General features: G+C 63.4%; 21 protein-coding genes and 1 pseudogene. 14 read left to right on the top strand and 8 right to left on the bottom strand.

Features of this window, described 5'->3' with window-relative positions; all coding sequences use genetic code 11:
- Window positions 1-28 precede the first annotated feature (28 nt).
- From IM733_RS05820 to IM733_RS05810, 3 genes are all read left to right on the top strand, one after another.
- The gene (locus IM733_RS05820) at window positions 29-1081 is read left to right on the top strand and encodes an alpha/beta hydrolase (protein ID WP_248919959.1); all 1053 of its coding nucleotides are present in this window, start codon (window positions 29-31) and stop codon (window positions 1079-1081) included.
- An 81-nt stretch (window positions 1082-1162) separates the two neighbouring features.
- Window positions 1163-2056: a LysR family transcriptional regulator gene (locus IM733_RS05815; RefSeq protein WP_248919958.1), complete on the top strand. Its 894-nt coding sequence runs from the start codon at window positions 1163-1165 to the stop codon at window positions 2054-2056.
- Window positions 2057-2797: 741 nt separating this feature from the next.
- Window positions 2798-3703 carry a LysR family transcriptional regulator gene (locus IM733_RS05810; protein WP_248921122.1) on the top strand — a complete coding sequence of 302 codons (906 nt, stop codon included), beginning with the start codon at window positions 2798-2800 and terminating at the stop codon, window positions 3701-3703.
- An 8-nt stretch (window positions 3704-3711) separates the two neighbouring features.
- Here IM733_RS05810 and IM733_RS05805 read toward each other — a convergent pair whose 3' ends face one another.
- A complete protein-coding gene (locus tag IM733_RS05805) occupies window positions 3712-4134 on the bottom strand; it encodes a VOC family protein (RefSeq protein ID WP_248919957.1) in 423 nt (140 codons plus the stop codon).
- A gap of 293 nt (window positions 4135-4427) precedes the next feature.
- On the opposite strand from IM733_RS05805, the gene IM733_RS05800 reads away from it, so the two are divergent.
- A complete protein-coding gene (locus tag IM733_RS05800; RefSeq protein ID WP_248919956.1) occupies window positions 4428-4823 on the top strand; it encodes an ACT domain-containing protein in 396 nt (131 codons plus the stop codon).
- 37 nt (window positions 4824-4860) lie between these two features.
- Here the strand turns inward: IM733_RS05800 and IM733_RS05795 are convergent, their stop codons facing one another.
- The 3 genes and pseudogenes from IM733_RS05795 to IM733_RS05785 all read right to left on the bottom strand — a co-directional run bounded on the left by IM733_RS05795 (window position 4861) and on the right by IM733_RS05785 (window position 8260).
- The gene (locus tag IM733_RS05795; RefSeq protein ID WP_248919955.1) at window positions 4861-6342 is read right to left on the bottom strand and encodes an AlkA N-terminal domain-containing protein; all 1482 of its coding nucleotides are present in this window, start codon (window positions 6340-6342) and stop codon (window positions 4861-4863) included.
- A gap of 252 nt (window positions 6343-6594) precedes the next feature.
- A pseudogene (locus IM733_RS05790) lies at window positions 6595-7587 on the bottom strand (chitinase); the annotation flags it as partial.
- A gap of 37 nt (window positions 7588-7624) precedes the next feature.
- A complete protein-coding gene (locus IM733_RS05785; RefSeq protein ID WP_248919954.1) occupies window positions 7625-8260 on the bottom strand; it encodes a lytic polysaccharide monooxygenase auxiliary activity family 9 protein in 636 nt (211 codons plus the stop codon).
- Window positions 8261-8610: 350 nt separating this feature from the next.
- On the opposite strand from IM733_RS05785, the gene IM733_RS05780 reads away from it, so the two are divergent.
- From IM733_RS05780 to IM733_RS05745, 8 genes are all read left to right on the top strand, one after another.
- The gene (locus IM733_RS05780; RefSeq protein ID WP_248919953.1) at window positions 8611-9855 is read left to right on the top strand and encodes a porin; all 1245 of its coding nucleotides are present in this window, start codon (window positions 8611-8613) and stop codon (window positions 9853-9855) included.
- Between the two features lie 89 nt (window positions 9856-9944).
- Window positions 9945-11303 (top strand): glutamine synthetase family protein, encoded by a 1359-nt coding sequence (locus IM733_RS05775; RefSeq protein WP_248921121.1) that lies wholly within the window; start codon window positions 9945-9947, stop codon window positions 11301-11303.
- A 210-nt stretch (window positions 11304-11513) separates the two neighbouring features.
- The gene (kdpF, locus tag IM733_RS05770) at window positions 11514-11606 is read left to right on the top strand and encodes a K(+)-transporting ATPase subunit F (protein ID WP_248919952.1); all 93 of its coding nucleotides are present in this window, start codon (window positions 11514-11516) and stop codon (window positions 11604-11606) included.
- Window positions 11603-13378: a potassium-transporting ATPase subunit KdpA gene (gene kdpA / locus IM733_RS05765; RefSeq protein WP_248919951.1), complete on the top strand. Its 1776-nt coding sequence runs from the start codon at window positions 11603-11605 to the stop codon at window positions 13376-13378. Before kdpF ends, kdpA begins: the two co-directional genes overlap by 4 nt.
- Window positions 13379-13388: 10 nt before the next feature.
- Window positions 13389-15467 carry a potassium-transporting ATPase subunit KdpB gene (gene kdpB / locus IM733_RS05760; RefSeq protein WP_248919950.1) on the top strand — a complete coding sequence of 693 codons (2079 nt, stop codon included), beginning with the start codon at window positions 13389-13391 and terminating at the stop codon, window positions 15465-15467.
- 12 nt (window positions 15468-15479) lie between these two features.
- On the top strand, window positions 15480-16052 hold the full coding sequence (kdpC, locus tag IM733_RS05755) for a potassium-transporting ATPase subunit KdpC (RefSeq protein WP_248919949.1): 573 nt from the start codon (window positions 15480-15482) through the stop codon (window positions 16050-16052).
- A gap of 26 nt (window positions 16053-16078) precedes the next feature.
- Entirely contained in the window at window positions 16079-18775 is a 2697-nt protein-coding gene (gene kdpD, locus IM733_RS05750; protein ID WP_248919948.1) for a two-component system sensor histidine kinase KdpD, read from the top strand.
- A complete protein-coding gene (locus IM733_RS05745; protein ID WP_248919947.1) occupies window positions 18772-19461 on the top strand; it encodes a response regulator in 690 nt (229 codons plus the stop codon). The genes kdpD and IM733_RS05745 overlap by 4 nt, the downstream gene beginning before the upstream one ends.
- A gap of 7 nt (window positions 19462-19468) precedes the next feature.
- Here IM733_RS05745 and IM733_RS05740 read toward each other — a convergent pair whose 3' ends face one another.
- Both IM733_RS05740 and IM733_RS05735 read right to left on the bottom strand, forming a co-directional pair.
- Window positions 19469-21370: a potassium transporter Kup gene (locus IM733_RS05740; RefSeq protein ID WP_248919946.1), complete on the bottom strand. Its 1902-nt coding sequence runs from the start codon at window positions 21368-21370 to the stop codon at window positions 19469-19471.
- Between the two features lie 210 nt (window positions 21371-21580).
- Window positions 21581-22351, bottom strand: a complete 771-nt coding sequence (locus IM733_RS05735) for a ribonuclease T2 family protein (protein ID WP_248919945.1) — start codon at window positions 22349-22351, stop codon at window positions 21581-21583.
- A gap of 199 nt (window positions 22352-22550) precedes the next feature.
- Between IM733_RS05735 and IM733_RS05730 the strand changes: the two genes are divergently transcribed.
- Complete coding sequence (locus IM733_RS05730; RefSeq protein ID WP_213660948.1) at window positions 22551-22724, top strand: DUF2986 domain-containing protein; 174 nt, start codon at window positions 22551-22553, stop codon at window positions 22722-22724.
- Between the two features lie 27 nt (window positions 22725-22751).
- Complete coding sequence (locus tag IM733_RS05725; protein WP_248919944.1) at window positions 22752-23213, top strand: VOC family protein; 462 nt, start codon at window positions 22752-22754, stop codon at window positions 23211-23213.
- Between the two features lie 3 nt (window positions 23214-23216).
- Here the strand turns inward: IM733_RS05725 and IM733_RS05720 are convergent, their stop codons facing one another.
- Both IM733_RS05720 and IM733_RS05715 read right to left on the bottom strand, forming a co-directional pair.
- The gene (locus IM733_RS05720) at window positions 23217-24038 is read right to left on the bottom strand and encodes a MipA/OmpV family protein (RefSeq protein WP_248919943.1); all 822 of its coding nucleotides are present in this window, start codon (window positions 24036-24038) and stop codon (window positions 23217-23219) included.
- Between the two features lie 152 nt (window positions 24039-24190).
- Window positions 24191-25531 carry an MFS transporter gene (locus IM733_RS05715; RefSeq protein ID WP_248919942.1) on the bottom strand — a complete coding sequence of 447 codons (1341 nt, stop codon included), beginning with the start codon at window positions 25529-25531 and terminating at the stop codon, window positions 24191-24193.
- Window positions 25532-25558: the final 27 nt, after the last annotated feature.

Raw genomic sequence — 25558 nt, 5'->3', positions numbered from 1 at the left:
CGCCCTTTTGATTGCTCAGGAGCTTCACGTGAAAAAAACCCTCAAGGCCACGTTCATGTCGGCATTGGTCGGCCTCTCGGCGGGCGAAGCCTTAGCCGCCGATTACAAAAAGAACCCGTTCACCCTCGCCTACGACGGCGCGATCAGCAAGAACGAACCGGGCAAGGTCAACATTCATCCGGTCAGCTACAAGCTCAACGGTCTGGATATCGCCGCCAACGTATACACCCCGGCCAACTATGACGCGAAGAAGACCTACCCGACCGTGGTCGTTGCACACCCCAATGGCGGCGTGAAAGAACAAGTCGCCGGTCTGTATTCTCAACGCCTGGCCGAACAGGGCTACATCACCATCACTGCCGATGCGGCGTTTCAGGGCGCAAGCGGTGGTCAGCCGCGCAGCATCGATAAACCGGCGTATCGCATCGAAGACATTCACGGGATGGCCGACTTCATCAGCCAGTTTGCCGGTGTCGATGACAAGCGTCTGGGCTTGCTCGGCATCTGTGGTGGCGGTGGTTACTCGTTGGCGGCAGCGCAAACCGACAAACGCTTCAAGTCGCTAGCAACCGTGAGCATGTTCAATTCGGGGCGGGTACGTCGCAACGGCTACAACGACTCGCAAATGGACAGCATTCAGCAACGCCTGCAACAGGCATCAGCAGCCCGCGCGCAAGAAGCGTCCGGTGGCACGGTGCTGTATTCGGGCGATGCCAACCTCACCGACGAGCAGATTGCCAAGCTGCCCTTCGAGCTGTATCGCCAAGGTTATGAGTACTACTGGAAGACCCACGCGCACCCGAACTCGACCTTCAAATACACCACCAGCAGCCTGATCGACTTGATGCGTTTCGACGCCACTGACTCTATCGAGCTGATCAACCAACCGTTGCTGATGATCGCTGGCAGCAAAGCCGACAGCCTGTATATGACGCAGGACGCCTTTCCCAAAGCCACCGGCACCACCGACAAGGAAGTGTTTATCCTCGACGGCGCGACGCACATCGAAACCTATTGGGTGCCGCGTTATGTCGATGCCGCAATTGGCAAACTGACCGCGTTTTACGCCCGCACCTTGTAATCAACTCTCTTGGGGTCGCGCATTCGTGTGCAACCTGCTTTTATGGATTAATCCCGCGCCCCTTATGAGAGGTTCTCATCAATGTCCCGCGCCAATCTAAACGACCTGCAAGCCTTCGTGGTCATCACCCGCGAAGGCAGTTTCACCCGCGCGGCCGCTCAGCTTGGCGTCTCGCAGTCGGCGCTGAGTCACACCATGCGCGCACTGGAAAGCCGATTGGGCGTGCGCCTGCTGACGCGTACCACACGCAGTGTTTCGCCGACCGAGGCGGGTCAGCGGCTGTATCAATCGATGGCGCCGCGATTCGATGAGATCGAACTCGAACTGGCTGCGGTCAGCGAGTTTCGTGACACCCCGGCAGGCAATGTGCGGATTCAAGCATCCGAACATGCCGCCAACAATATTCTGTGGCCCAAGCTTTCAAAGGTGCTTCCCGACTATCCAGACATCAAAGTCGAAATCACCGTCGACTACGCCCTTTCCGACATCGTCGCGCAACGCTATGACGCCGGTGTACGCCTGGGAGAGCAGGTGGCCAAGGACATGATCGCCGTTCCTATCGGGCCACCCTTGCGCATCGCGGTCGTGGGCTCACCCGAGTATTTCAAACAGCGGCCAGTGCCGAAGGTGCCCGGTGATCTTGCGGCGCAAAATTGCATCAATCTGCGCCTCCCCACCCATGGCAACCTGATGCAATGGGATTTTGAAAAGGATGGTCACGAACTGAAGGCCCGTGTCGAAGGACAATGGACGTTCAACAGCAGCCTGCCGATTCTGCGTGCGGCCGTGGCGGGATGTGGCTTGGGTTTCCTGCCGGAGGACATGGTGGCGAAGGAGCTAGCTGACGGTAGCCTTGTACGGGTGTTGGAAGATTGGTGCCAGCCCTTTGCCGGTTACCATCTCTACTACCCCAATCGCCGAGAACATTCATCGGCGTTTGGCGTTGTAGTTGAAGCGTTACGCTACAAGCGCTGAGTCATCGGCCTTCAAGGCGTCTGAATTTTACCTGCCCCGCAAACCCGCGAAAAAGCAGATGCATTTGATTTGATCGATTGCAGTCGTACGCGACCGGTTGCAATGGGTCCTTAGAAATCCTTCGTGAAGGGCTACTTTGGGGCGATAGCGGACGGTCGCGAGTGGCGGCTATCGACCCATGGCAGATTTCAGCGAGTCTACGCTTGGCTGTTACTCCAATGGGCGCTTGTGATAGCTATAGCGCTCGGCATTGGATGCCCTCGATGGATCCGGCGGGCCTTGTCTCTGACCGCCTCGAAAGGGCCGGATTTCGATGTAATCGTCGCGGTCCTCTGGACGGGCTCTCTTGGCATCCTCGCCTCGCTCGGTCGGCCAACCGCCATTACCGGCTGACTTACCACCCTGGCCGTTATCCCTGTCTCTGGTCATACGCACCTCTCAATGCTCAGAAGCCCTGAGCTACCTCGAGTATGCGCCCCCTGTCTTCCAAAAAGTTTTAAAACAGACTGCCGGGACAACCAGGTACAAGGTAAGCGATCCCTAAACCTCACCTACCACAAAGTGAGGTCTCGGCATTGGTTGTGCAGGTCTGTCGAGCCGGCGGAGCTGCCCCTGACTTTTTACGGCAAAACATTGCGACGACATTGCCCACGTCTGGACGCTGTTCGACACAACGTGGCTGTCATCCCTTTCGACATGTTGCTACCCTGCCCCGATGCATCGGACAGAATTGAGCACATGCTGGAAGCACTACGACGGATCGACCTCAACCTCCTGCTGACCCTCCACGCGCTGTTGCTGGAGCGGCACGTGACACGTGCGTCGGTGCGCCTGCACAAAAGCCAGCCCGCCGTCAGCCATGCCCTGGCTCAACTTCGCCTGCACTTCGACGACCCCTTGCTGATACGCCGTGACGGCCAGTTGGTGCTTACCGCCCGAGCGCAAAGCTTGCTGGGGCCGCTCGAGCAGTCCCTGAGGCATCTCAATGATCTGCTGGGGGCATCCGAATTCGACCCGGGCCAATCCCAGGCGCGCTTCCGCTTGTCACTTTCCGACTACGCCGCGCGCCGTGTGCTACCCAGGCTGGTTCGTCATGTTCGCCGCGTCGCACCCGGGGTGGACCTGGCGGTCAGCCAGGCCAGCCGGGAGACCATGATGGCCCAGCTGGCGGATGGCGAACTCGACGTGGCGCTGGGCATTTTCCCGGAATACCCCCAAGGTGTCCTGGTGCAGGAGCTGTTCCCCGAGCACTTCGTCAGCCTCGCCGATGAAAGCGCCCTGCCGGCGTGCGGTTGCCTGTCGCTCGAGGCGTGGCTGGAGCGCCCGCACGTCATGCTCGCCCTGCGCCCCGATGCCAATGACGAAATCGAGCGGGTGCTGGCGCGAATGGGGGTACGGCGCCGAATCGCCATGGCACTGCCGCACTGGAGCGCCGCCATCGAACTCATCGCCGGTACCGACCTCATCCTGACGGTGGCGAGTTGGCCGGTTCGGGATCTGGACCGGTACCCGACGCTGCGCACCTTCGATGCCCCGCTGGACCTGCCGGTGCTGTCGTACCAACAAGCCTGGCACTCGCGCAATGACGCAGACCCGGCGAACCGCTGGATCAGGGACGCGATCCTGGCTTGCAGCCAGGGCACCTGACGGTCGAATCACGCACTGGCGACTTCCGCCGGCCCCTTGAGCTCGACTTGATTGCCATCAGGATCGAAGCAGTAGAGCGACAAGCCCACACCCTCTGCCCCGTATCGGCTGGCGGCCTTCTCGACCGAGATGCCGTGCCCTTGCAGGTGGGCAATGATTGCCTGCTCATCGAACGGCTCCACGCGCAGGCAGAAGTGATCGACGTTGCGTCGCTCCTTGCCAGGTGCTCCACCGCCCTTGGCCCCCAACGGGCCTAGGATATCCACCAGGTCGATCATGGAACCGCCCGCCGCCAGATGGATCATGGCGAGCTCTTCGTTGTGCTTGCTGATCGAGCAACCCAGTACCTGGGTATAGAAATCCACACTCCGCTGCATGTCCTGCACGCGCAGCACAATGTGGTCGATTTGCTGGATAGTGAAAACCGTCACCTTGTCACCTCCTGGGTCAGTCCTCCGCCCTCTCCATGTGCAGGTCCGCGTGCTCGGGTGCGGTACCTGCCGGGCTTCGGTGATGTGTACCGATGTGGACGACCAGCTTGGTCCATCCAGGCTTCGAATGAAAATCGACAATCCGCACATGGAATATTCGCCAGTCGAATGGCATCGCATCCTGGGCTGGCCAATGCTTCATGACTCGCCCTAATACCCTGTCTGCAAAGCTAATTTCAATCTCACCTGGTGAACACCCTAGACTGCCCGCTCACCCGCACAGGATCCCCGCGATGAACGGCGAAACCTCGCTTGAAACACTGCTCCAGTCCATGAAGCCCGAACTCAACGACGGCGAATATGTGTTCGTCACGGGCGCTGACCCAATGACGCTGCGAGACGTGGAGGTTGTTGGTAGTTTCAAGGAGCGCGAAGGATGGACAGTCATTCTGGGTCGAAGTACGGCAGATAGGCTGAAGCTGCCCTACACCTACGTGTGTGCCTGGATCACCCTGACCGTACACTCCTCGCTCGAAGCCGTGGGGCTCACTGCGGCGTTCGCCAATGCGCTGGGCAAGGCTGGCATCAGTTGCAATGTGATGGCCGCCTATTACCATGACCATATCTTCGTCGGCGTGAATGATGCCCAGAACGCCATGGCGGTGTTGAACGCGCTCTCGCGTCAATGAGTGATCGAACCTGCGCATGAGTGGATCGCCTCGCACGTCATCGTGTTGTGTCCGCCAACCCCAACCAGGCGCGCAACACCGCATAACCACGCCAGGGCCGCCAGCCCTCCGCCGCCTGAGTGGCAGCGCGGGCAGTGCTCACACCCAACGCTTTTTGCAACGCCACATCGCCGGCCGGGAAGGCATCGGGCCAGCGCAGCGCGCGCAAGGCGATGTACTGGGCCGTCCAGTCGCCGATGCCGGGCAATGCCCGCAACTGGGCACACGTCGCGGCAACATCCACACCGGGGCTCAAGACGAGGCGCCCCTCCTCCACGGCCTCGGCCAAGGCCTTGAGCGCGGCCTGACGCTGGCGGGTGATGCCCAGCCGGCCAAGCGCATCGCCGCTGGACGCTACCAGCGCGGCCGGCGTGGGGAACAGGCGGCCAAGGCCTGGAACGGGGGTTTCAACAGGTGCACCGAATGCGCTGGCAAGGCGCGAACCCAGCGTGCGCGCGGCGGCCACGGTGACTTGCTGACCGAGCACGGCGCGCACCGCCAGTTCGAATCCGTCCATCGCCCCGGGGACGCGCACGCCCTCGCCCGACGGGAACGTGGCGTGCAAGACACAGTGAATGGCGCCCGGATCAGCATCCAGGTCAAAGGCGCAGCGCACGCGATTGATCAGCGTGGGCAGCACGATTGCCAGAGACTCGCTGATCGTGACCAGCACCTGGGCATGTGCCTCGTCGAAGTGCACCTGTAACCAGCCGCTGTGTTCGTGCTTGCCCTTGCCGAAGCGAAGGGTGCGCGAGTACTGCAGTCCCTCCACGCATTCCACACCGGGTATCGCGCGCAGGCGCAGGAAGCCTAGCATGGCCTCCACGTCATAAGGTGGGCGCCAGCCCAAGCGCACGCTGACGCCCTGCCCGCCCGGCGAGGCCTTGGCGCGGCGCAGCGCACTCGGGTTCAGGCCGTAGTGCTGGTAAAACGCATCGTTGAACCGACGCACGCTGCCAAACCCGCTGGACAAGGCCACCTGGGTCATTGGCAATTGCGTGTCGGCGATCAATTGCTTGGCCGCCAGCAACCGTCGCGTCTGGAGGTACTGGAGGGGCGAAACACCGAAATGTGTCTCGAAGATGCGCCGTAGGTGGCGGTCGCTCACGCCCAAATGGTTGGCGATGGCGACCATCGAGCCCGTCCCCGTCACGCCCGGCAAGGCTTCCGGTTCATCCATCAGCCGCGCCGCCTGCAGCGCCAGGATGCGCGACGCGTCCTCGGTACTCCACGCGGCCGCGCGCGGCGCCAGCTCCGGCCGGCAGCGCAGACAGGGCCTGAACCCCGCGGCCTCAGCCTGGGCGGCGTGGCGGTAGAAACGGATATTCTCGCGCCGTGGCGTCTTCACCCGGCACACCGGCCGGCAATAGATGCCCGTGCTGGTCACCGCCGCGAAGAAGGCACCGTCGAAACGGGCATCATGCGCCTTCACGGCCAGGTAGCAGGCATCGCTTTCGGGGGGATCGATGATGTTTGGCATGGAGGACATCCTATGCCTTGGGCAGCGATGAGGCTCGCCATTTTCGGACATCTGGTCTGGCGCTTCGATACCTCGGCGAGTCACGGCAAAAATCCGATGCCTTGCGGCATCGGATTCCGATTGATTGGCCTCGACAATCAAATCCGTGGCACATCCGGCACGTCTGCCGGATGTTGCCTTGATCGCGTGTTACTCAGCCGTCTGCACTTACGGCGCGTCCTGCGCCGACACAGCCTGGTTGCTGCCGCTGGTCAACGGCCCGTAGCGTCGGCTGAACTCCTGGTTGTAGGGCACGTGGTTCTTGTTCACCCCGCTGTCCCAGTTGACCGACCAGGTCATCAGGCCCTTGATCGAAATGCCCTTGGCATAAAGCCGCTTGAACACGTTGGACACCGCCGTCGGGTTGATCACGTAGCCGGTGGCCGCGGCATCGACGTTGGCCGGCAGGCCGATGACGAACTTGTCGGCCGGGATCTTGGTGAAACCGCGGGTACCACTGACCAGGCTTTCGGTCATGTAGTAGAGGAAGTCCTCTTTCATCGCGTCGTTGTTCTGGGCAATCCACGCGCCGCGCCCGTTGTTGGCCTCCTCGACCCAGAGCCCGTCGCCGCCCTGGTTGTAGAACTGCGGCGCGATGAAGTCGTAGTAGCCTTCCAGTGCCTGGAGGTAGGGCACGTAGCGGCCAGCGGCGGTCAGGTAGGGGAACTCCGGCGCCATGCTGATGATGAAGTGCTTGCCCTCGGCGGCGTAGTGGTCCTTGACCAGTTTCAGCGCGGCGGGCAGGACAGTCTTGTTGGCAGCGAAGTCAATCGCGCTCTGTTCAAGGTCGATGTCCAACCCATCGAAGCCGTAGGTTTCCACCAGGCGGATGATCTCATTGGCCAGTGGCTGTTCATGGCCTGGGTTCAGTGCGATATGCGCATCGGCACCGCCCAGGGACATCAGCACCGCCCTGCCCTGGCTGTTCAGCACGCCCACCTGGCGACGGAACTCGGCGTCGGACAGGTTGTAGGGCTTGAAGGTTGGAATACCGCTGCCCTTCATGAACGCCACGGCCACCACGTTGTAGTCCCGCGGCACATCCTCCAGGCTCATGTTGGCGAACTGCCCGCGCTGGTAGCCATCGGCGGGGCCGGCCGGCCAGTTGTGCCAGTAGCCCATGAGGATTTTCTTGCCGGCCAGGCTCGGCATTTTCGAAGCGGCATCCTCCGCCGTTTTCAGTTGGGTGAAGTCAAACGTAGACATGTTCTAGTCCTTCAGAACGTGTGGAATATCCGCCGGCTTACTGGAAGTCGACGTCGAAGGCCTGGTAGAAGGCGTTGCCGGTGTTGGCCACGATCCACATCAGCACGATGACGTGACGGCCCTTCTTGTTCGAAGGCAGCTTCACTTCGTGATCGATCTTGGCCTTCAACTCGCCGGCATGGCTGTAGTACGGCACCTGCGGGTAGAAGTCCTCGGCGAACGGCTTGGCCTCCAACTGGGCGCGGGTGATGCGCTGTTTCGGGTCCCAGCCATCCTTGGTGATCAGCCAGCGGTAGCCACGGGTGGTGTGCGGCGCGGTGTACACCCAGTTCACCTTGAACAGCTGGCCTGGGTCGACGTTGAGCAGCGGCCAGGTGAAGGCGCGGTTGAGCTTCTTGCTCATCTCCTCGTCGGTGAAGTTGACGCAGTCACGGGCATCGGCCTTGCCACCGCTGAGGATGTAGCCATCGGCGGGTGGCGCGACGCTTGGGCTGTCGGTCTCGAACGGCGCCGGGAACGGGCCGGCGGCCAGGGCCGGGAAGTTCTTGCCGCCTTCCATTTCGTTGACCTGCCAGCCACCGAGCAGGCCGAGGTCGATGGCGACGGCGCCGCGGGAGGCCGGGGACATGACGCGGCCGTGGCGAAGTGGGGATTGCGATTGTGGTTGGTTCATCGTTGTAGCTCCATTTGGTTTGAGAACTCTCCGTTTCCAGCGGAGAGGCCTTCAAACTAACGGAGCTGGATTTTCTGTCCACGGGGCCATTTTCAGCGTTGAGACAAGCTGGGAGCGGAAAAGCCAACAAGCACTGGATATTCATCCAGTACAACCTTGATTCTCTCACTCTTCCTGAAGGTGAAGTCCTACACACACAGGCGGCACATGTCCGCTGGCGACCATACCTCGAAGAGTGCCAGGCCAGAGCGCTTTATCAAGAATTTACGGGGCCACTCTGGAAAGCGACAGCAACTTGACACGCGAATCAATAACCTTTCGCCACGTCTTCGGAGTATCGAGAGAGCTACATGAAGCTGCACGTCCACACCTTCCATCGCGTGAACCCAACCCCCCCCTTCGCTCACACCTGCAAGCCAGGGCTCCTGGTCTGGCTCCCTGCCCGCCTGGGGTTCGTGATGCTGCTCATGGCTGGGCCGGCACTCGCCGCCCCGCTGGCCTCGCCGTCGACCGCCAGCACCCTGCCGGTGAACGACAATCCCTTCGCCCTGGATACCAAGCTGCTGGGCAAGGTCTATGTCAGCGGCCAGTTGTCGGGGCTTGGTATCTGGCAGAACCATGTGGTCGATGCCCCCGGCAACGGCAATGACACCTTCCGTACCGACCTGAGCAACGCCCAGGTCGAGATCCAGACCGTCGAAGGGCCGCTGCAGTTCTACCTTCAGGCTGGCAGCTACGCGCTGCCCTCGCTGGGCAGCGCCTACATGAAGGCGAGCAAGGCCACCGATGAGCTCTACGGGAACCTGCCCGTTGGCTACCTGAAAGCCCCCATCGGCGAGCGCTTCTCGATCATGGCCGGTTCGCTGCCGACACTGATCGGCGCGGAGTCGACCTTCACCTTCCAGAACATCAATATCCAGCGTGGCCTGCTGTGGAACCAAGAGCCGGCGATCAGCCGTGGCATCCAGTTGAACTATGCCGGTGACCAGCTCAGTGGCAGCCTTTCGGTCAACGATGGCTTCTATTCCGACAAGTACAACTGGGTCAGCACCAGCCTGGCCTATGCCTTCGATGCCAGCAACACCCTGACATTCGTCGGTGGAGGCAGCCTTTCCAGCCACTCCAAATCATCGATCGCCACCCCCACGGCGCAGAACAACAGCCAGATCTACAACCTGATCTACACCCACACCGACGGCGACTTCAGCCTGAGCCCGTACCTGCAGTACACCCGCGTCGACAAGGACCGCGACATCGGCATCGACGCCGCCGCAGAAACCTACGGCGCCGCGATCCTGGGCAAGTACAGCTTCGATGAACACTGGGCCCTGGGCTTGCGTGCCGAGTACATCGACAGCAAAGGCGGGGAATGCGGGTTGGACGACACCTGCGCGCCGACCAACCTACTCTATGGGCCGGGCTCGGGCGCGTGGTCACTGACCGCCACGCCCAGTTACCGCAGCGGGCCCTTCTTCGCCCGGGCCGAGTTGGCCTACGTCAAGGCCGAAAGCACCGCCGAGGGATCGGCGTTCGGTGACAACGGAAACCAGCGGGACCAGGTCCGCGCCCTCGTGGAAACCGGCCTGATGTTCTGATGCGCTGCACTGCAAGCGATCAGGGCACCGATGGGCGCCCTGATCCTTGCCCCCTTCAAGGATGAACGATGAAACAGCCCGAGGCTTGCATGAACATTCCCGACCTATCACTGGAACGCCCGCTCAAGCAACAGGGCATCAGCGAAGTCGAATGCATGATCAGCGACTTAACCGGCATCGCCCGTGGCAAGATCGCCTCCACCGGCCGCTTCCTCGAGGAAGGTGGCATGCGCTTGCCGGAGAGCGTCCTGCTGCAGACCGTGACCGGCGACTTCGTCGACGACCAGGCCTTCTATGCGTTGCTCGATGAGGCGGGGGTCGACATGTTCTGCCGCCCTGCCCCTGAGGCCATCTACGTCATGCCCTGGCTGAAAGAGCCGACCGCCCTGGTCATCCACGACACCTTCGATAAATTCGGCAATCCCATCGAACTGTCGCCACGCAATGTGCTCAAACGCGTCCTGGGCCTGTATGCCAACAACGGTTGGAAGCCGGTGGTCGCTCCTGAGCTCGAGTTCTACCTGACCAAGCGCTGCCTCGACCCCGACCTGCCCCTCGAGGCACCCGACGGCCGTTCGGGCCGCCCGGAGCGAGGCCGGCAGAGTTTCTCCATCGATGCCACCAACGAATTCGCGCCCCTGTTCGAGGACCTCTACCTCTGGTGCGAGGCGCAGGGCCTGGACCTCGACACCCTGGTCCATGAAAGTGGCCCCGCACAGATGGAAATCAACTTCCGTCACGGTGACCCGCTGCGCCTGGCCGACCAGCTCATCGTGTTCAAGCGCTCGCTGCACGAGGCCGCGATCAGGCATGGCGTCAGCGCCACCTTCATGGCCAAGCCCATCGCCAATGAAGCCGGCAGCGCCATGCACATCCACCAGAGTGTGCTGGACATGACTACCGGCAAGAACTTGTTCGCCCATGACGACGGCGCCATGAGCGAGCGCTTCCTCCACTATATCGGCGGCCTGCAGCATTACATTCCGGACGTGCTGGCGCTGTTCGCGCCCAATGTGAATTCGTTCCGCCGTTTCCTGCCGGAAAACTGCGCGCCGGTGAACGTCGCCTGGGGCACCGAGAACCGTACCGTCGGCCTGCGTGTACCCGCCTCCACGCCAGCAGCGATGCGCGTGGAAAACCGCCTGCCCGGCGCCGACGCCAACCCTTACCTGGCGCTGGCCGCCAGCCTGTTGTGCGGCTACCTCGGCATGCTTGAACAGATCCAGCCCACCGTCCCCGCGCAAGGGCGTGCCTACGACCAGGGTGACCTGCGCCTGCCAAACACGCTCGAAGAGGCGCTGGCCCGGATGGAGCATTGCGACGCCCTTAAGGAGCATCTCGGCAGCCGATTCGTGCAAGGCTATGTCGCGGTGAAGCGCGCCGAACACCGGAACTACCGGCAAGTGATCAGTGCCTGGGAGCGTGAGTTCCTGCAACTGAGTGTCTGACCAGGCACGGTCAATCCAGACACAAGGCCTTTATGGGATTTTTATCCCCATGGCCACAATCCTTCTGACATCTTGCGCCGAGGACTACTAGCCTTCCCCCATCACTGGAGGAAACGCCATGGACCTGATCTTCATCGCACTTGGTGCCTTCTTCGTGCTCAGCATCGTCGGCCTGGCCAAGGGATGCGCGGCACTGAACCGGAGGCCATCATGAGCGGCCTTTACCTGCTGGGCGGCCTGATTGCCTTCGGTTTGCTGGTCTACCTTGTCGCGGCCCTGCTGTTTGCGGAGGACTTCCTGTGAACGGTCAAGCCTGGATCCTCCTGGTAACCTTCCTGCTCGTCCTCGGCCTACTCGCCTGGCCCCTGGGGCGCTACCTCACGGCCGTGATGGAAGGCCGGTTCAACCTCTGTACGCGCATCGAATCGCCACTCTATCGCCTGGCTGGTGTGCGCCTGGACGCGCAGATGACCTGGCTGCAGTACGCTCTCGCGCTGGTGCTGTTCAACGCCCTGGGGCTGATCGCCGTCTATGCCCTGCAACGCCTGCAGGGCTGGTTGCCGTTCAACCCGCAAGGCATGCCAGCGGTAACGCCCGACTCAGCCTTCAACACGGCCGCCAGCTTCGTCACCAATACAAACTGGCAGGGCTACAGCGGCGAGACGACGATGAGCTACCTCACCCAGATGCTGGCGCTAACGGTGCAGAACTTCTTCTCTGCGGCAACTGGCATCGTCGTGGCCATCGCCTTGATCCGCGGGTTCGCCCGCCACAACGCGGACAGCATCGGCAACGCCTGGATCGACCTGACCCGCGTCACGGTGTGGGTGCTGCTGCCGCTATCGCTGATCCTCGCCCTGTTCTTCGTCAGCCAAGGCGTGATCCAGAACCTCGAGCCGTACAAGGAGGTCTCTACACTGGAGTCCGTCCAGTATCAGGTTCCGGTCACCAATGAGGCCGGCCAGCCGACGCTCGATGCCCAGGGCAGTCCGGTCCTGAAGACCGTTACCACCCATACACAGACCCTCGCCATGGGCCCGGTGGCCTCGCAGGAGGCCATCAAGATACTCGGTACCAACGGCGGCGGCTTCTTCAACGCCAACTCGGCGCACCCGTACGAAAACCCCACGCCCCTGAGCAACTTCGTGCAGATGCTGGTGATCTTCCTCATCCCCACGGCGCTGTGTTTCGTGTTCGGGCACATCGTCGGCGACATTCGCCAGGGCTGGGCGCTGCTGGCGACGATGGTGGTGATCTTCGTGATCGCCGTGGTCACCGTCACCCACTACGAACAATTGGGCAACCCTCAGTTCGCCGGGCTGGGCCTGGACACCACGGCCGGCAACCTTGAGGGCAAGGAGGTCCGTTTCGGCATCAACGCCTCCAGCCTGTTCGCGGCGGTGACCACCGCGGCCTCCTGCGGCGCCGTCAACGCCATGCATGACTCCTTCACGCCGCTGGGTGGCGCCGTGCCGCTGGTGCTGATGCAGCTGGGCGAAGTGGTGTTCGGCGGCACAGGCTCGGGCCTCTACGGCATGCTGGTGTTCGCCATCCTCGCCGTGTTCATCGCCGGCCTGATGATCGGCCGCACCCCGGAATATCTGGGCAAGAAGATCGAAGCCTACGAGATGAAGATGGTCGCCATCGCCATCCTGGTGACGCCGCTACTGGTGCTGTTCGGTACCGCCATCGCGGTGATGGCCGAAGCCGGCCGCGCCGGTATCGCCAACCCCGGCGGCCATGGCTTCAGCGAAGTGCTGTACGCCTTCACCTCCGCCGCCAACAACAACGGCAGCGCCTTCGCCGGGTTGTCGGCCAACACGCCCTTCTACAACACCCTGCTGGGCCTGATGACCTGGTTCGGCCGCTTCGGCGTGATCGTCCCCGTGCTCGCGGTGGCCGGCAGCCTGGCGGCGAAGAAGCGCCTCGGCGTCACCGCCGGCACCATGCCCACCCACGGGCCGCTGTTCGTCGTACTGCTGATCGGCACGGTGCTTTTGGTCGGCCTGCTGAACTACGTCCCGGCATTGGCCCTGGGGCCAGTGGTCGAGCACCTCATCATGATGATCCAGTGAGAGACCGGACATGACACGCAAAGCGTTCTCCCTGTTCGATGCCAGGCTCATCCGCCCGGCCCTGCTCGACGCCCTGCGCAAGCTCGACCCGCAGGTGCAGTGGCGCAACCCGGTGATGTTCGTCGTCTATGTCGGCGCGCTGATCACCACCGGGCTATGGGCCCAGGCGCTGGCCGGCCATGGCGAGGCCGGCACCGGCTTCATCCTCGCCATCGCCCTGTGGCTGTGGTTCACCGTGCTGTTCGCCAATTTCGCCGAGGCATTGGCCGAAGGCCGCAGCAAGGCCCAGGCGGCTTCGCTGCGCAGCCTGAAGAAAGAGACCTGGGCGAAGAAGTTGCGTGAGCCGCGCTACGGTGCCGAGTGGCAACTGGCGCAGTCCAGCGGCCTGTGCAAAGGCGATGTGGTGGTGGTCGAGGCCGGCGACCTGGCCGACTCGATCATCCCGGCCGATGGCGAGGTGATCGAGGGCGCGGCCTCGGTGGACGAATCGGCCATCACCGGCGAGTCGGCGCCGGTGATCCGTGAGTCCGGCGGCGACTTCTCGGCGGTGACCGGCGGTACCCGCGTGCTCTCGGACTGGATCGTCATCCGCATCACCACCAACCCCGGTGAGACCTTCGTCGACCGCATGATCGCCATGGTCGAGAACGCCAAGCGGCAGAAGACCCCGAACGAGATCGCCCTGACTATCCTGCTGGTGGCCCTGACCATCGTCTTTCTCGGCGTCACCGTGACCCTGCTGCCCTACTCGCTGTTCGGTGTTCAGGCAGCGCAGGCCGGCACGCCAGTGTCGATCACCGTGCTGATTTCACTGCTGGTATGCCTGATCCCCACCACCATCGCCGGCCTGCTCTCGGCGGTCGGCGTGGCCGGCATGAGCCGCATGATGGAGGCGAACGTGATCGCCACTTCCGGCCGCGCCGTAGAGGCCGCCGGTGACGTGGACGTGCTGCTGCTGGACAAGACCGGCACCATCACTTTGGGTAATCGCCATGCCTCGGCGTTCCTGCCGGCACCAGGAGTCAAGGAAGCGGAACTGGCCGATGCCGCGCAACTGGCCTCGCTGGCCGATGAAACGCCGGAGGGGCGCAGCATCGTGGTCCTGGCCAAGGAGCGCTTCAACCTGCGCCAACGCGACATCGCGGCGCTGGACGCGCACTTCGTGCACTTCTGCGCACAGACCCGCATGAGCGGAGTCAACCTGGGTGATCGCCAGCTACGCAAGGGTGCCGGTGACGCGCTGCTCGCCCATGTACAGGCCCTGGGCGGCAATTTTCCTGACGCGGTGCAAGCACAGATCGACAGCGTTGCGCGGCGCGGTAGCACACCACTGGTGGTGGCCGACGGCGCCCGGGTGCTGGGGGTGATCGAACTCAAGGATATCGTCAAGGGCGGCATCCGCGAACGCTTCGTCGAACTACGGCGCATGGGGATCAAGACGGTGATGGTCACCGGCGACAACCGCATCACCGCCGCCGCCATCGCCGCCGAAGCGGGCGTCGACGACTTCCTCGCCGAAGCCACGCCGGAACAGAAGTTGCAGCTGATCCGCCAGTACCAGGCCGAAGGTCGCCTGGTGGCGATGACCGGCGACGGCACCAACGACGCGCCGGCCCTGGCCCAGGCCGACGTGGCTGTGGCGATGAACTCGGGCACCCAGGCGGCCAAGGAAGCCGGGAACATGGTCGACCTGGACAGCAATCCGACCAAGCTGATCGAAGTGGTCGAAACCGGCAAGCAGATGCTGATGACCCGCGGCTCACTGACCACCTTCTCGATCGCCAACGACATCGCCAAGTACTTCGCCATTGTGCCGGCTGCGTTCGTCACCACCTACCCGCAGGCCGCCGCACTCAATGTGATGGGGCTGACCAGCCCGAACTCAGCAGTGCTGTCGGCGGTCATCTTCAATGCGCTGATCATCGTGTTCCTCATACCCCTGGCACTCAAAGGCGTGAAGTACCGCCCGGTCGGCGCCGCCCTGCTGCTGCGGCGCAATCTGCTGATCTACGGGCTGGGGGGAATGGTCGTACCGTTCCTTGGTATCAAGCTCATCGACATGGCGTTGTACGCCGTCGGTTTCGCCTGAAGGAGAGCCATCATGTTCGCCTTGCTGCGCCCTGCCCTGATTCTATTCATTGCCCTCTCGCTGCTCACTGGCCTGGCATACCCGCTGGTGACCGTGGCCGTGACCAGCCTGGTGTTTCCCGACCAAGCGGCGGGCAGCCTGGTGGAACGGAACGGTAAGGTCGTTGGCTCGACCCTGATCGGCCAGTCTTTCAGTGACCCTGGGCATTTCTGGAGCCGGCCGTCAGCGACCAGCCCGATGCCCTACAACGCCGCCGCCTCCTCGGGTTCGAACCTGGGCCCGCTGAATCCGGCGCTGGCCCAGGCTATCAAGGACCGCGTCGAAATACAGCGTGCCACCAACCCGGGCGGCGGCCAGACGGTACCCGCCGACCTGGTCTACAGTTCCGCCAGTGGCCTTGATCCGCACATCAGCGTCGCCGCCGCGCTCTACCAGGCCGACCGTATCGCCCAGGCGCGCAATGTGCCGGTGGCGCGTGTCGAGCAGCTGGTCCGGGAGCACGCCGAAGGTGCACTGCTGGGCCTGCTGGGCGAACCTCGGGTCAATGTCCTGGCCTTGAACCTGGCACTCGACGCCTTGCGCTGAGCGCCAACGCACACAGGGTGGGCTCGATGGCCGAACAACGTCCGGACCCGGACCAGCTGCTGGCGCAGCTCAAAGAAACCGAGAAGCTGGCAGCGCGCGGGCGATTGAAGATCTTTTTCGGCGCAAGCGCCGGCGTCGGCAAGACCTACGCCATGCTGGCCGCGGCCCAGACCGCGAAACAGCAGCAGGTCGATGTGCTGATCGGCGTGATCGAGACCCATGGCCGCGCCGAGACCGTGGCCCTGACCCAAGGGCTCGACAGCCTGCCGCTGCGGCAGGTGGTCGACAAGCAGCGCACCCTCAGCGAGTTCGACCTGGACGCCGCCCTGCAGCGCAAGCCGCAACTGATCCTGATCGACGAGCTGGCGCACTCCAACGTCACCGGCTCGCGCCACCCGAAACGCTGGCAGGACGTGGAGGAGCTGCTCGGCGCCGGCATCGACGTCTGGTCGACCATGAACGTGCAGCACCTGGAGAGCCTGAACGACATCGTCGGCGGCATTACCGGGATCCGTGTCCGGGAAACGGTCCCCGACCATGTGTTCGACACCGCCGACGAAGTGGTCATCGTCGACCTGCCGCCGGACGATCTGCTCCAGCGTCTGAAGGAAGGTAAGGTCTACCTGGCGCACCAGGCCGAACGGGCGGTGCAGAACTTCTTTCGCAAAGGCAACCTGATCGCCTTGCGTGAGCTGGCCTTGCGGCGCACCGCTGACCGTGTCGACAGCGAGATGCTCAACTTTCGCAACAGCAGTGCGGTCAAGCCGGTCTGGGGTACCCGGGATTCGCTGCTCGCCTGCATCGGCCCCTACGATCAAGGCGAGAAGATCGTGCGCTCGACGGCACGCCTGGCCGCCCAGCTGGATGTACCGTGGCATGCGGTGTTTGTCGAGACCCCGGCCCTGCAACGCCTGCCCGATGATCGCCACCGGCGGGTGCTGGCGACCTTGAAGCTGGCCCAGGAACTGGGGGCGCAGATTTCGACGCTATCGGGCCACGATGTCGGCGAAACGCTGGTCAAGTACGCCCGCCAACACAACCTGTCCAAGCTCATCCTTGGCCGCGACGACCGGCGCAGGCCGTGGTACCGCCCGCACCGGCTGGCGGACCAGGTGGGCAGGCTCGGGGCCGACCTGGACGTGATCCAGGTGTCCCTGCAGGCGCTCCAACCGGCAAGAAACGATGACGACAGCCTGGCCAGGCCTGGCCAGGGCGTGTCCTGGACAGGCTATGTCTGGAGCGCCGTCCTGTGCGCGGCGACGGCGCTGCTGACCATGCCGCTGGTGCATGTGCTGGAGCTGGCCAACATCGTCATGGTGTTCCTGCTGGTGGTGGTCGCCATCGCCGTCAGGTTCGGTCGCGGCCCGGCGGTGCTTGCCGCCTTCCTGTCGGTGGCCGCCTTCGACTTCTTCTTCGTGGAGCCACGATTCTCCTTCGCCTTTGCCGACGTCCAGTACCTGGTGACCTTCAGCGTCATGCTCATCGTGGCCCTGGTCATCGGCCAGATGACGGCCGGCCTGACCTATCAGGCACGTGTGGCACAGCGTCGCGAGCAGCGCATGCGCGCGCTCTACGACATGGCGCGACAGCTGTCCGGTTCGTTGATGGCTGAACAGGTGGCAGAGATCGCCGCGCATTTCCTGGTGTCCGAATTCACCGCCCGTTCCGCGCTGCTGGTGGCGGACGACGACAACAGGCTACAGGCGCCGCTGAGCAGCGGCGACGCCCCACAGATCGACCCGGCCATCGCCCAATGGTCATTCGACAAGGTCGAAGCCGCCGGCTATGGCACCGATACCCTGCCCTCCAGCCCGGTCCTGTACCTGCCGCTGTCGGCGCCCATGCGCGCCCGTGGCGTGCTGGCGGTGCAACCGCGTGACAGCAACCGACTGGTGGAGCCGGAGCAGCGTCGCCTGCTCGACACCTGCGCCTCGCTGCTGGCGATTTCGTTGGAGCGCATCCACTACATCCACATTGCCCAGGACACCACCGTGCAGATGGAGTCCGAGCGTCTGCGCAACTCCCTGCTGTCAGCGATCTCCCACGACCTGCGCACCCCTTTGTCGGTGTTGGTGGGCCTGGCCGAGGCGCTGAAGCTCACGCGCCCAGCGCTCGGTACCGAAGCGATCGAGATCGCCACGGCCATCGGTGAGTCAGCGTTGCGCATGAACACCCTGGTCAACAACCTGCTGGACATGGCCCGCCTGGACGCCGGCAAAGTGGTGCTTAACCGCCAGTGGCAACCCATCGAGGATGTGGTCGGCAGCGCACTTCGCGCCTTGCAGCCGGCGCTGGGCGGCCATCCGGTCCGCGTCGAGCTGGCAGCCGACCTGCCGCCGGTCCATGTCGACGCGGTGTTGATCGAACGCATCTTGATCAACCTTTTGGAAAACGCCATCAAGTACACCGCCGCACAGACCCCGATTACGGTGGGTGCCGGCATGACCAGCGAGTACATCGAGCTGTGGGTCGCCGATGAGGGGCCCGGGCTGCCACGCGGCCACGAGGAGGCCCTGTTCGGCAAATTCGTGCGCGGCAAGAAGGAGAGCGCGATCCCTGGCGTCGGGCTGGGACTGGCCATCTGCAGGGCAATCGCCGCCATGCATGGCGCGACCTTGACGGGGGAGACGCGCCCACAGGGCGGCGCTTGCTTCACCCTGCGCCTGCCCCGCGAAGAACCGCCCGAGCTCGATGCCCGGTTGCAAGAGGAGGAAGTACCGTGAACGAATCGGTATCCCAGGTGCTGGTCATCGAGGACGAGAAGGAAATACGACGCTTTGTGCGCATGGCGCTGCAGACCGAGGGGCTGGTGGTGTTCGAAGCCGACACTTTCCATCGTGGCCTGGTCGATGCCGGGACCCGAGGCCCTGACCTGATCGTGCTCGACCTTGGCCTGCCCGACGGGGACGGTGTCGACCTGATCCGCGATGTGCGCAACTGGTCCCAGGTGCCGATCATCGTGTTGTCGGCGCGGGGCGCAGAGGCCGACAAGATCCTGGCCCTGGACACCGGTGCCGACGACTACCTGGTCAAGCCCTTCGGCACCGGCGAACTGCTTGCCCGCGTGCGCGCCCTGCTGCGTCGTCACACCAAGGAGACTGAGAGTACCGCCGTGCTGGCATTCGGCGAGGTGCGCATCGACCTGGAACGACGCATCGTCGAACGATCAGGCGCGCCCCTGCACCTGACCCCGCTGGAATATCGCCTGCTGGTGCACCTGTGCTCGCACCCGAACCGTGTGCTGACCCATATGCAACTACTCAAGGCGGTCTGGGGGCCCTCGCACACCACCGACACCCCCTACCTGCGGGTGTTCATGGGCGGGTTGCGCAAGAAGGTCGAGGTCGATCCCTCGCAGCCCCGCCACCTGGTGACGGAAACCGGCGTGGGCTACCGGTTTATCCCCTGAGCGCGCCTTACATTTCGACCTGGGTACCCAGCTCGATCACCCTGTTCAGCGGTAGCTTGAAGTACCGCAAGTTGCTGTTGGCATTCTTCAGCAGAAAGGCGAACAGGTGCTCGCGCCACTTGGCCATGCCGATCCGCTTGGTCGGCACCACGGTTTCCCGGCTCAGGAAGTAGGTGGTGCGCATGGGGCTGAAGTCCAGCTCCGTCGTGCTGTTCTGGCTAAGGGCAAGGGGCACGTCAGGCTCCTCCATGAAACCGAAGTGCAGGTTGACCCGGAAGAAGCCCTGGCCAAAGGCCTCGACCTCGAAACGCTTGTCGGCCGTGACCCGCGGCGAGTCCTCCGACACTACCGTCAGCAACACCACTTGTTCGTGCAGCACCTGATTGTGCAGCAGGTTGTGCAACAACGCATGGGGGACCGCGTCAGACCGGGCGGTGAGGAACACCGCCGTGCCCTGCACGCGATGGGGTGGCTGCGCCTGCACACTGCCGATGAACAAGGGCAGCGGCAAGGCAGTTTCATCCAGCCGCTCGACGACGATGCTGCGCCCGCGCTTCCAGGTGGTCATCAGCATGAACAGCGCCAGGCCGGCGATCACCGGGAAGGCGCCGCCCTGGAGGATCTTCGGGGCGTTGGCGGCGAAGTACAGGCCGTCCACCAGCAGGAAACCCAGCAGAAAGGGAATGGCCAACCAGCGTGGGGTCTTCCACAGCAGCAACACCACCGCCGAGGCCAGCAGCGTGGTGATCAGCATGGTACCGGTCACCGCAACGCCATAGGCTGCCGCCAGAGCGCTGGAAGACTCGAAGCCGACCACCAGCAGCACCACGCCGACCATCAACGCCCAGTTGACCATGCCTATGTAGATCTGCCCCTGCTCCTCGCTGGAAGTGTGCTGGATGAACATGCGCGGTACATAACCCAGCTGGATGGCCTGGCGGGTGAGCGAGAAAGCACCGGAGATCACCGCCTGCGAGGCGATGATCGTGGCCAGGGTGGCCAAGGCGACCATTGGCAGCAGCGCCCACTCGGGGGCCAGCAGGTAGAACGGGTTGCGCACGGCAGCCGGATTGTTCAGGATCAGCGCGCCCTGGCCAAAATAGTTGAGCACCAGACCCGGCAGTACCAGGATGAACCACGCGCGGGAAATTGGCTTGCGGCCAAAGTGGCCCATGTCGGCGTAGAGCGCTTCGGCACCGGTCAGGGCCAGTACCACCGCGCCCAGGATCGCGACGCCGACACCTGGGTGGGCGACGAAAAAATGTACCGCCCATGCCGGATTGAGTGCCTGCAGCACCTCGGGCCGCTGCACGATACCGTAGACGCCGAGCCCCCCCAGTACCATGAACCACAGCACCATGACCGGCCCAAACAGGATGCCGATGCGTGCCGTGCCGTGCTTCTGGATCACGAACAGACCCACCAGCACTACCACCGACAACGGCACGACCCAGTGGTCGATGCCGTCGATGCCCAGTTGCAAGCCCTCGACCGCCGATAGTACGGAAATGGCCGGGGTAATCATGCTGTCACCATAGAACAGCGCGGCGCCAAACAGCCCCAGCAGCACCAGCACCCTGCTCAGCCGCGGATAAGGACGTGCCGCCCGCCTGGCCAATGCGGTCAGCGCCATGATCCCCCCTTCCCCCTGGTTGCTGGCACGCAGGATGAACAGGACGTACTTGACCGACACCACCCAGATCAGCGACCAGAACACCAGGGACAGGATGCCCAGCACCCCTTCGATGTTGGCCTGCACCCCGAAGTGTCCGGAGAACACCTCCTTGAGCGTGTACAGGGGGCTGGTGCCGATATCGCCATAGACCACCCCGACAGCGGCGATCAGAAGGCCGGCCCCAGTGCTCTTGTTCGGATGGGATTGATGCTCAACGATTGCGGATTGGCTCACAGATCACTTCTCGTCAGTATCGCGTAAATACTGAGTGTAGGCAGGCATGCGGAGGGCTTGAAAAAACGGCGCCAGTATCGGCTCAACGCACAATGCCTGGCATAAAGAATGCGTAAAGAAATGTCCGGTGGCGTGCCCGAGGCTGGCGGGGACACGATCGTCGATACCAGGCGGGCTGACGCCACTCAGATTGCCTGTGGCCTCCAACGGCTACTGATAAGGCGACCGGACCTTGATCGCCTGACTGTCAGGGGTGCCGCCCGCCGGGCACGGCATGGGCGCGAGCTGCTTGTCGAGGCAGACCCAGAGCTCCTTCAAGCGGTTACCCGAACCCACCGAAACCCGCAGGCTCTGAGCGGGCAGCGCCGGGTTGCGCGACAGGAAGGCCTGCTTGATCGTGCTCGCCTTGGTCTCCACCAGCTGGTTCGGGCCTGGGTCGGTACCCAGCATCTCTTGCGTGGTGGGCCGGCGCAGCGTGTCGTACACCCGCTGGATATCGGCGAAGTAGCGATCGGGGGACGACCAGCCGCAAGTGCCATGGGCCTGCCATTCGTTCTGCATCAGGTCCGCGCCCGGCATCATGCACAGGTGCTGCTTGACCAGCGCGGCCGGCAGCGAGCCGACGCTCTGGCAGTTACGCGGATGATCCCGGTCGGAGCGGGCATAGCCGTTCTGCGGCCACAGGCCATGCACCACCCATTCGAAGCGGTTGCCAGAGAAACACTGGAAGGCGTGTTTCTCGCGTTGCGCCTTGGGTTTGTTGCGCTGGGCCTCGCAGTGCTCCGGCGACCAGGACAGCACCAGGGCCAGGTAGTCCGTGGGCAGGTCCTTGTTGACGTAGTCCACCGGGCGTGGCGGCGCGGGTTCCACGGTATCGGGCAACGCACAGACTTGCTCGGCGCTGGCTTGGCTGGCAAACGCTGCCAGCGCCCCCCAAAACAGCGCGCTCATCCAGGCCGAACGCAATGATTGACTTCCCATGATCAACTCCTTGTCAGGCTCGATGCGCTCCATGCGCGGGTGTGCTGAGTACCAGCCAGGCGATGGTGTGCCTCGAATGTGACGATTCGTCAGTGGCTGGTCGGCCCGAGCTGGCCAGCCAGCGGCCAAGGCGAAGTATAATCGCGCGTTCCGCTGCCCTCGGGTACAGTCTTCAAACGCCTCTTATCGATCACAGAACATGAACCGTCGCAAAAAGATCAACCAGCTGTTGAAAGCCCACGCCAAGAAGGCCAGCGCCAAGCTGGCGCCGAAAAACCGCAACACCTACATTTCCAAGGCCGACCGGGCGAAGCTGGCTGCCGAGGCCAGCCAACAGGCCGAACCGACCCCCGACACACCGGCGCAGCCCTGAGCGCAGCCGCAGCTGGAGCGCAATGCGATGGACCTGACGTTCAGCCATGTCGATGTGCTGGTCACCGACCTTGAGGCCGCCTGCGGCTATTACGCCCAGGTGCTGGGCGCTCGCATCTCCAGGACACTGGTGTGGGAACGCGGCGGCCTGCACGTGCGCTACGCGATCGCCCTGCTCGGCCAGGAACGCTTCATGCTGGTCCAGCCGTTGACAGGCAACCTGAAGGACCTGCTGGATACCCACGGCGAAGGCATGATCTACCGCCACTGCTACTCCACGCCAGACATCGAGCAGGCCTATGACCAGCTGATGGCCAACGGCGTGCAGCCCGAAGACGAGAATGGCAACCCGCTGGCCCGCGCACACCTGCAATCCCCTGCCGGTGCGCGCATCCTCTGGCTGCCCAAGCGCTTCGGGCATTTCTCGATCGAGATCCTCGAGGCGCAGGCGCTCGAGGCCTTTATCGAAGACGCGTTCCGCGCGCCTTAGGAATCAGAACACGTACTGCACACCGAAGGTCGACGTCACCGGCGTGTCCTGGCGAATGATCGGGCTCTGGCGCACCTGGTCGGTGTAGTGCATGACATTCACGCTGGCGACGGTCGACCAGTGCTGGTCGAACTGGTGCATCCACGACAGTTCGCTGGAGTAGGCGTAGATGCCCTGGTCCGCCTTGAAGCGCTCGAACACCGTGTTCTCGCTTTGCTGGGCGGTGACGCCGAAGTAGGTCTGGTTGTACTTCGCCTGCCCCGCATGGCCGTTGAGGCTCAAGGTGACGGTGTCGCGGTCGCTCTGGTGCAACGTGCTCAGCAAGCCGAACTGATAGCGGTCGCCACGCTTGTAGCCACCAGTACGCAATTCTGCCTCGGCGGTGACCGCCAGCCAGGGCAGAATCTGCTGGGCCAGGTTGATGTCGACCACTGTCGCGCCCCCTACCGCGCCCATCCCCTTCAGCCTGTCCGAGCCATTGCGGTACTTGCTGTCGCCGTCGGCGCGACCGAAGTCGTAGCCCAGGGCGGCGCTGGCGCTGAAGCCATTGTCGGACTGGTACTGTACGCCCACGCCCGACAGGCTGTCGGCGAAGAAGATGCCGCGCTCGACGGTGACCGATGGCAGCAAGTGACCCTGGCTGCCCTTGGCGCCGAAGTAGCGCGGCGCGGTGTGCAGGGCGAAGCCTGCGGTCACTTTGGTTTCGTCACCCCAGATGCTGTCCTGCGCGTTTTTTTCAGTCGCGCCGGCCTGGGTCGATGCCAGGATCGCGTTGAAGGCGAACGAGGCGCCGAGGACTTTTCTGATGGATTTCGATTCGAACATGTTCATGACTCGCTAGTGTGTATGGGGAACATGCTAGCGAGGGACGTTCAACGTTCCTTTCAGGGTTTATCAAGTTCCTGTCAAGACGGATGAATTTCTCCTGTAGGAGCCAGCTTGCTGGCGAAGCAGGCAAGGCCGGCGCCTACACGGGATCAAACCGAACGCAGGTTCAAAGGGCTCGGTTCAACATTGCCCGACTGCGACGCGTCATGGGCACACGCCACGAAATCTTCCTTGCGCAGCACCACCAGCGCAATCAACGACGCCACCCCGGTCGCCACATAGAAATACCAGGGCGCGGTGATGTCGCCGGTCACCTTGATCAGCCAGGTGGAAATCAATGGCGCGCTGCCGCCGAACACCGCCACAGGAATGTTGTAGGCCATGGCGATACCGGTGGAGCGAATGCGCGTCGGCAACAGCTCGCTCATCAACGCATAGGTCGACGACGCATACAGCCCGAACAGGATCGCCACCGCCATCAGCGGCCAGAACAAGGTGGCCGGTTTGGCGCCGGGCGCTGCCTTGAAGAACCAGTACATGGCCAGGGTCGCCAGGACACCGATCACCATCAGGAACGGCTTGCGCCCGTAGCGGTCGGTGAAGGCGCCGCCAAACGGCATCACCACCGCCGCCGACAGGCTGGCGACGAACACATAGAGCAACGTGGTGCCGCTGTCGAACTTGAGGGTATTGGACATGTAGGTCGAGGCGAAGGTCAGCACCAGGTAGAAGATCGAGCTGTGCAGGGTGATGATGAAAAACACCAGGGCGATCGCGCGCTTCCACTGCCACACCTCGCGCAGCGGCGCCTTGGAGGTTTCTCCGGCCTCCACCAGGGCGATGAACTCCGGGCTGTCTTCCAGCTTCAGGCGGATATACAGCGAAATGAAGCCCAGGGGCCCGGCAAGCAGGAACGGAATCCGCCAGCCCCAGTCCTGCATCAGCTCGGCGCCCAGGGCCCAGGTCATGCCGTTGGCCACGGCGCCGCCCAGCAGCAGGCCAAGCACTGCGGTGACCATCAGCCAGCAGGTGGCGAAGCCACGGCGCCCGGGGCCGGCGTATTCGGAAATGAAGCTGGTGATGGTGCCGATCTCGCCGCCAGCGGAGAAGCCCTGCACACAGCGGATCAGCACCAAGATCACCGGCGCGGCGATGCCGATGCTGGCGTAGGTTGGCAACAGGCCGAGCAGGAAAGTGGAGCCGGCCATCAGCACCAGCACCGTGATCAGTGTGCGGCGGCGGCCGATGCGGTCTGCCAGGGGGCCGAAGAACAAACCGCCCAGGGGGCGGATGAAGAAGCTCAGGGCAAAGGCTGCGAAGCTGGCCAGCAGGCTGCTGGTGGGGTCGTCGGAGACGAAGAAGGCCTTGCCGATATACAAGGCCAGGAAGCCGTAGACGCCGTAGTCATACCACTCGATCAAGTGGCCGGTGGTGGCGCCGAGAAACGCCCGGCGCCGCTGGCGCTGGGGGGTGCTGGGTGACATGCCCATCAAGGGAACTCCTGTCGTGTTGCTGTC

The sequence above is a fragment of the Pseudomonas entomophila genome (genome assembly GCF_023277925.1).
GTDB classification, from domain to species: domain Bacteria; phylum Pseudomonadota; class Gammaproteobacteria; order Pseudomonadales; family Pseudomonadaceae; genus Aquipseudomonas; species Aquipseudomonas entomophila_D.
This window is presented reverse-complemented; position numbering and strand designations above follow the sequence as displayed.

Coding starts and splice junctions, on each gene's coding strand:
- IM733_RS05815 (WP_248919958.1), top strand. CDS start 1,163: ATGTCCCGCGCCAATCTAAACGACCTGCAAGCCTTCGTGGTCATCACC.
- IM733_RS05800 (WP_248919956.1), top strand. CDS start 4,428: ATGAACGGCGAAACCTCGCTTGAAACACTGCTCCAGTCCATGAAGCCC.
- IM733_RS05795 (WP_248919955.1), bottom strand. CDS start 6,342: ATGCCAAACATCATCGATCCCCCCGAAAGCGATGCCTGCTACCTGGCC.
- IM733_RS05785 (WP_248919954.1), bottom strand. CDS start 8,260: ATGAACCAACCACAATCGCAATCCCCACTTCGCCACGGCCGCGTCATG.
- IM733_RS05780 (WP_248919953.1), top strand. CDS start 8,611: ATGAAGCTGCACGTCCACACCTTCCATCGCGTGAACCCAACCCCCCCC.
- IM733_RS05775 (WP_248921121.1), top strand. CDS start 9,945: ATGAACATTCCCGACCTATCACTGGAACGCCCGCTCAAGCAACAGGGC.
- kdpF (WP_248919952.1), top strand. CDS start 11,514: ATGAGCGGCCTTTACCTGCTGGGCGGCCTGATTGCCTTCGGTTTGCTG.
- kdpB (WP_248919950.1), top strand. CDS start 13,389: ATGACACGCAAAGCGTTCTCCCTGTTCGATGCCAGGCTCATCCGCCCG.
- kdpC (WP_248919949.1), top strand. CDS start 15,480: ATGTTCGCCTTGCTGCGCCCTGCCCTGATTCTATTCATTGCCCTCTCG.
- kdpD (WP_248919948.1), top strand. CDS start 16,079: ATGGCCGAACAACGTCCGGACCCGGACCAGCTGCTGGCGCAGCTCAAA.
- IM733_RS05735 (WP_248919945.1), bottom strand. CDS start 22,351: ATGGGAAGTCAATCATTGCGTTCGGCCTGGATGAGCGCGCTGTTTTGG.
- IM733_RS05730 (WP_213660948.1), top strand. CDS start 22,551: ATGAACCGTCGCAAAAAGATCAACCAGCTGTTGAAAGCCCACGCCAAG.
- IM733_RS05725 (WP_248919944.1), top strand. CDS start 22,752: ATGGACCTGACGTTCAGCCATGTCGATGTGCTGGTCACCGACCTTGAG.
- IM733_RS05720 (WP_248919943.1), bottom strand. CDS start 24,038: ATGTTCGAATCGAAATCCATCAGAAAAGTCCTCGGCGCCTCGTTCGCC.
- IM733_RS05715 (WP_248919942.1), bottom strand. CDS start 25,531: ATGGGCATGTCACCCAGCACCCCCCAGCGCCAGCGGCGCCGGGCGTTT.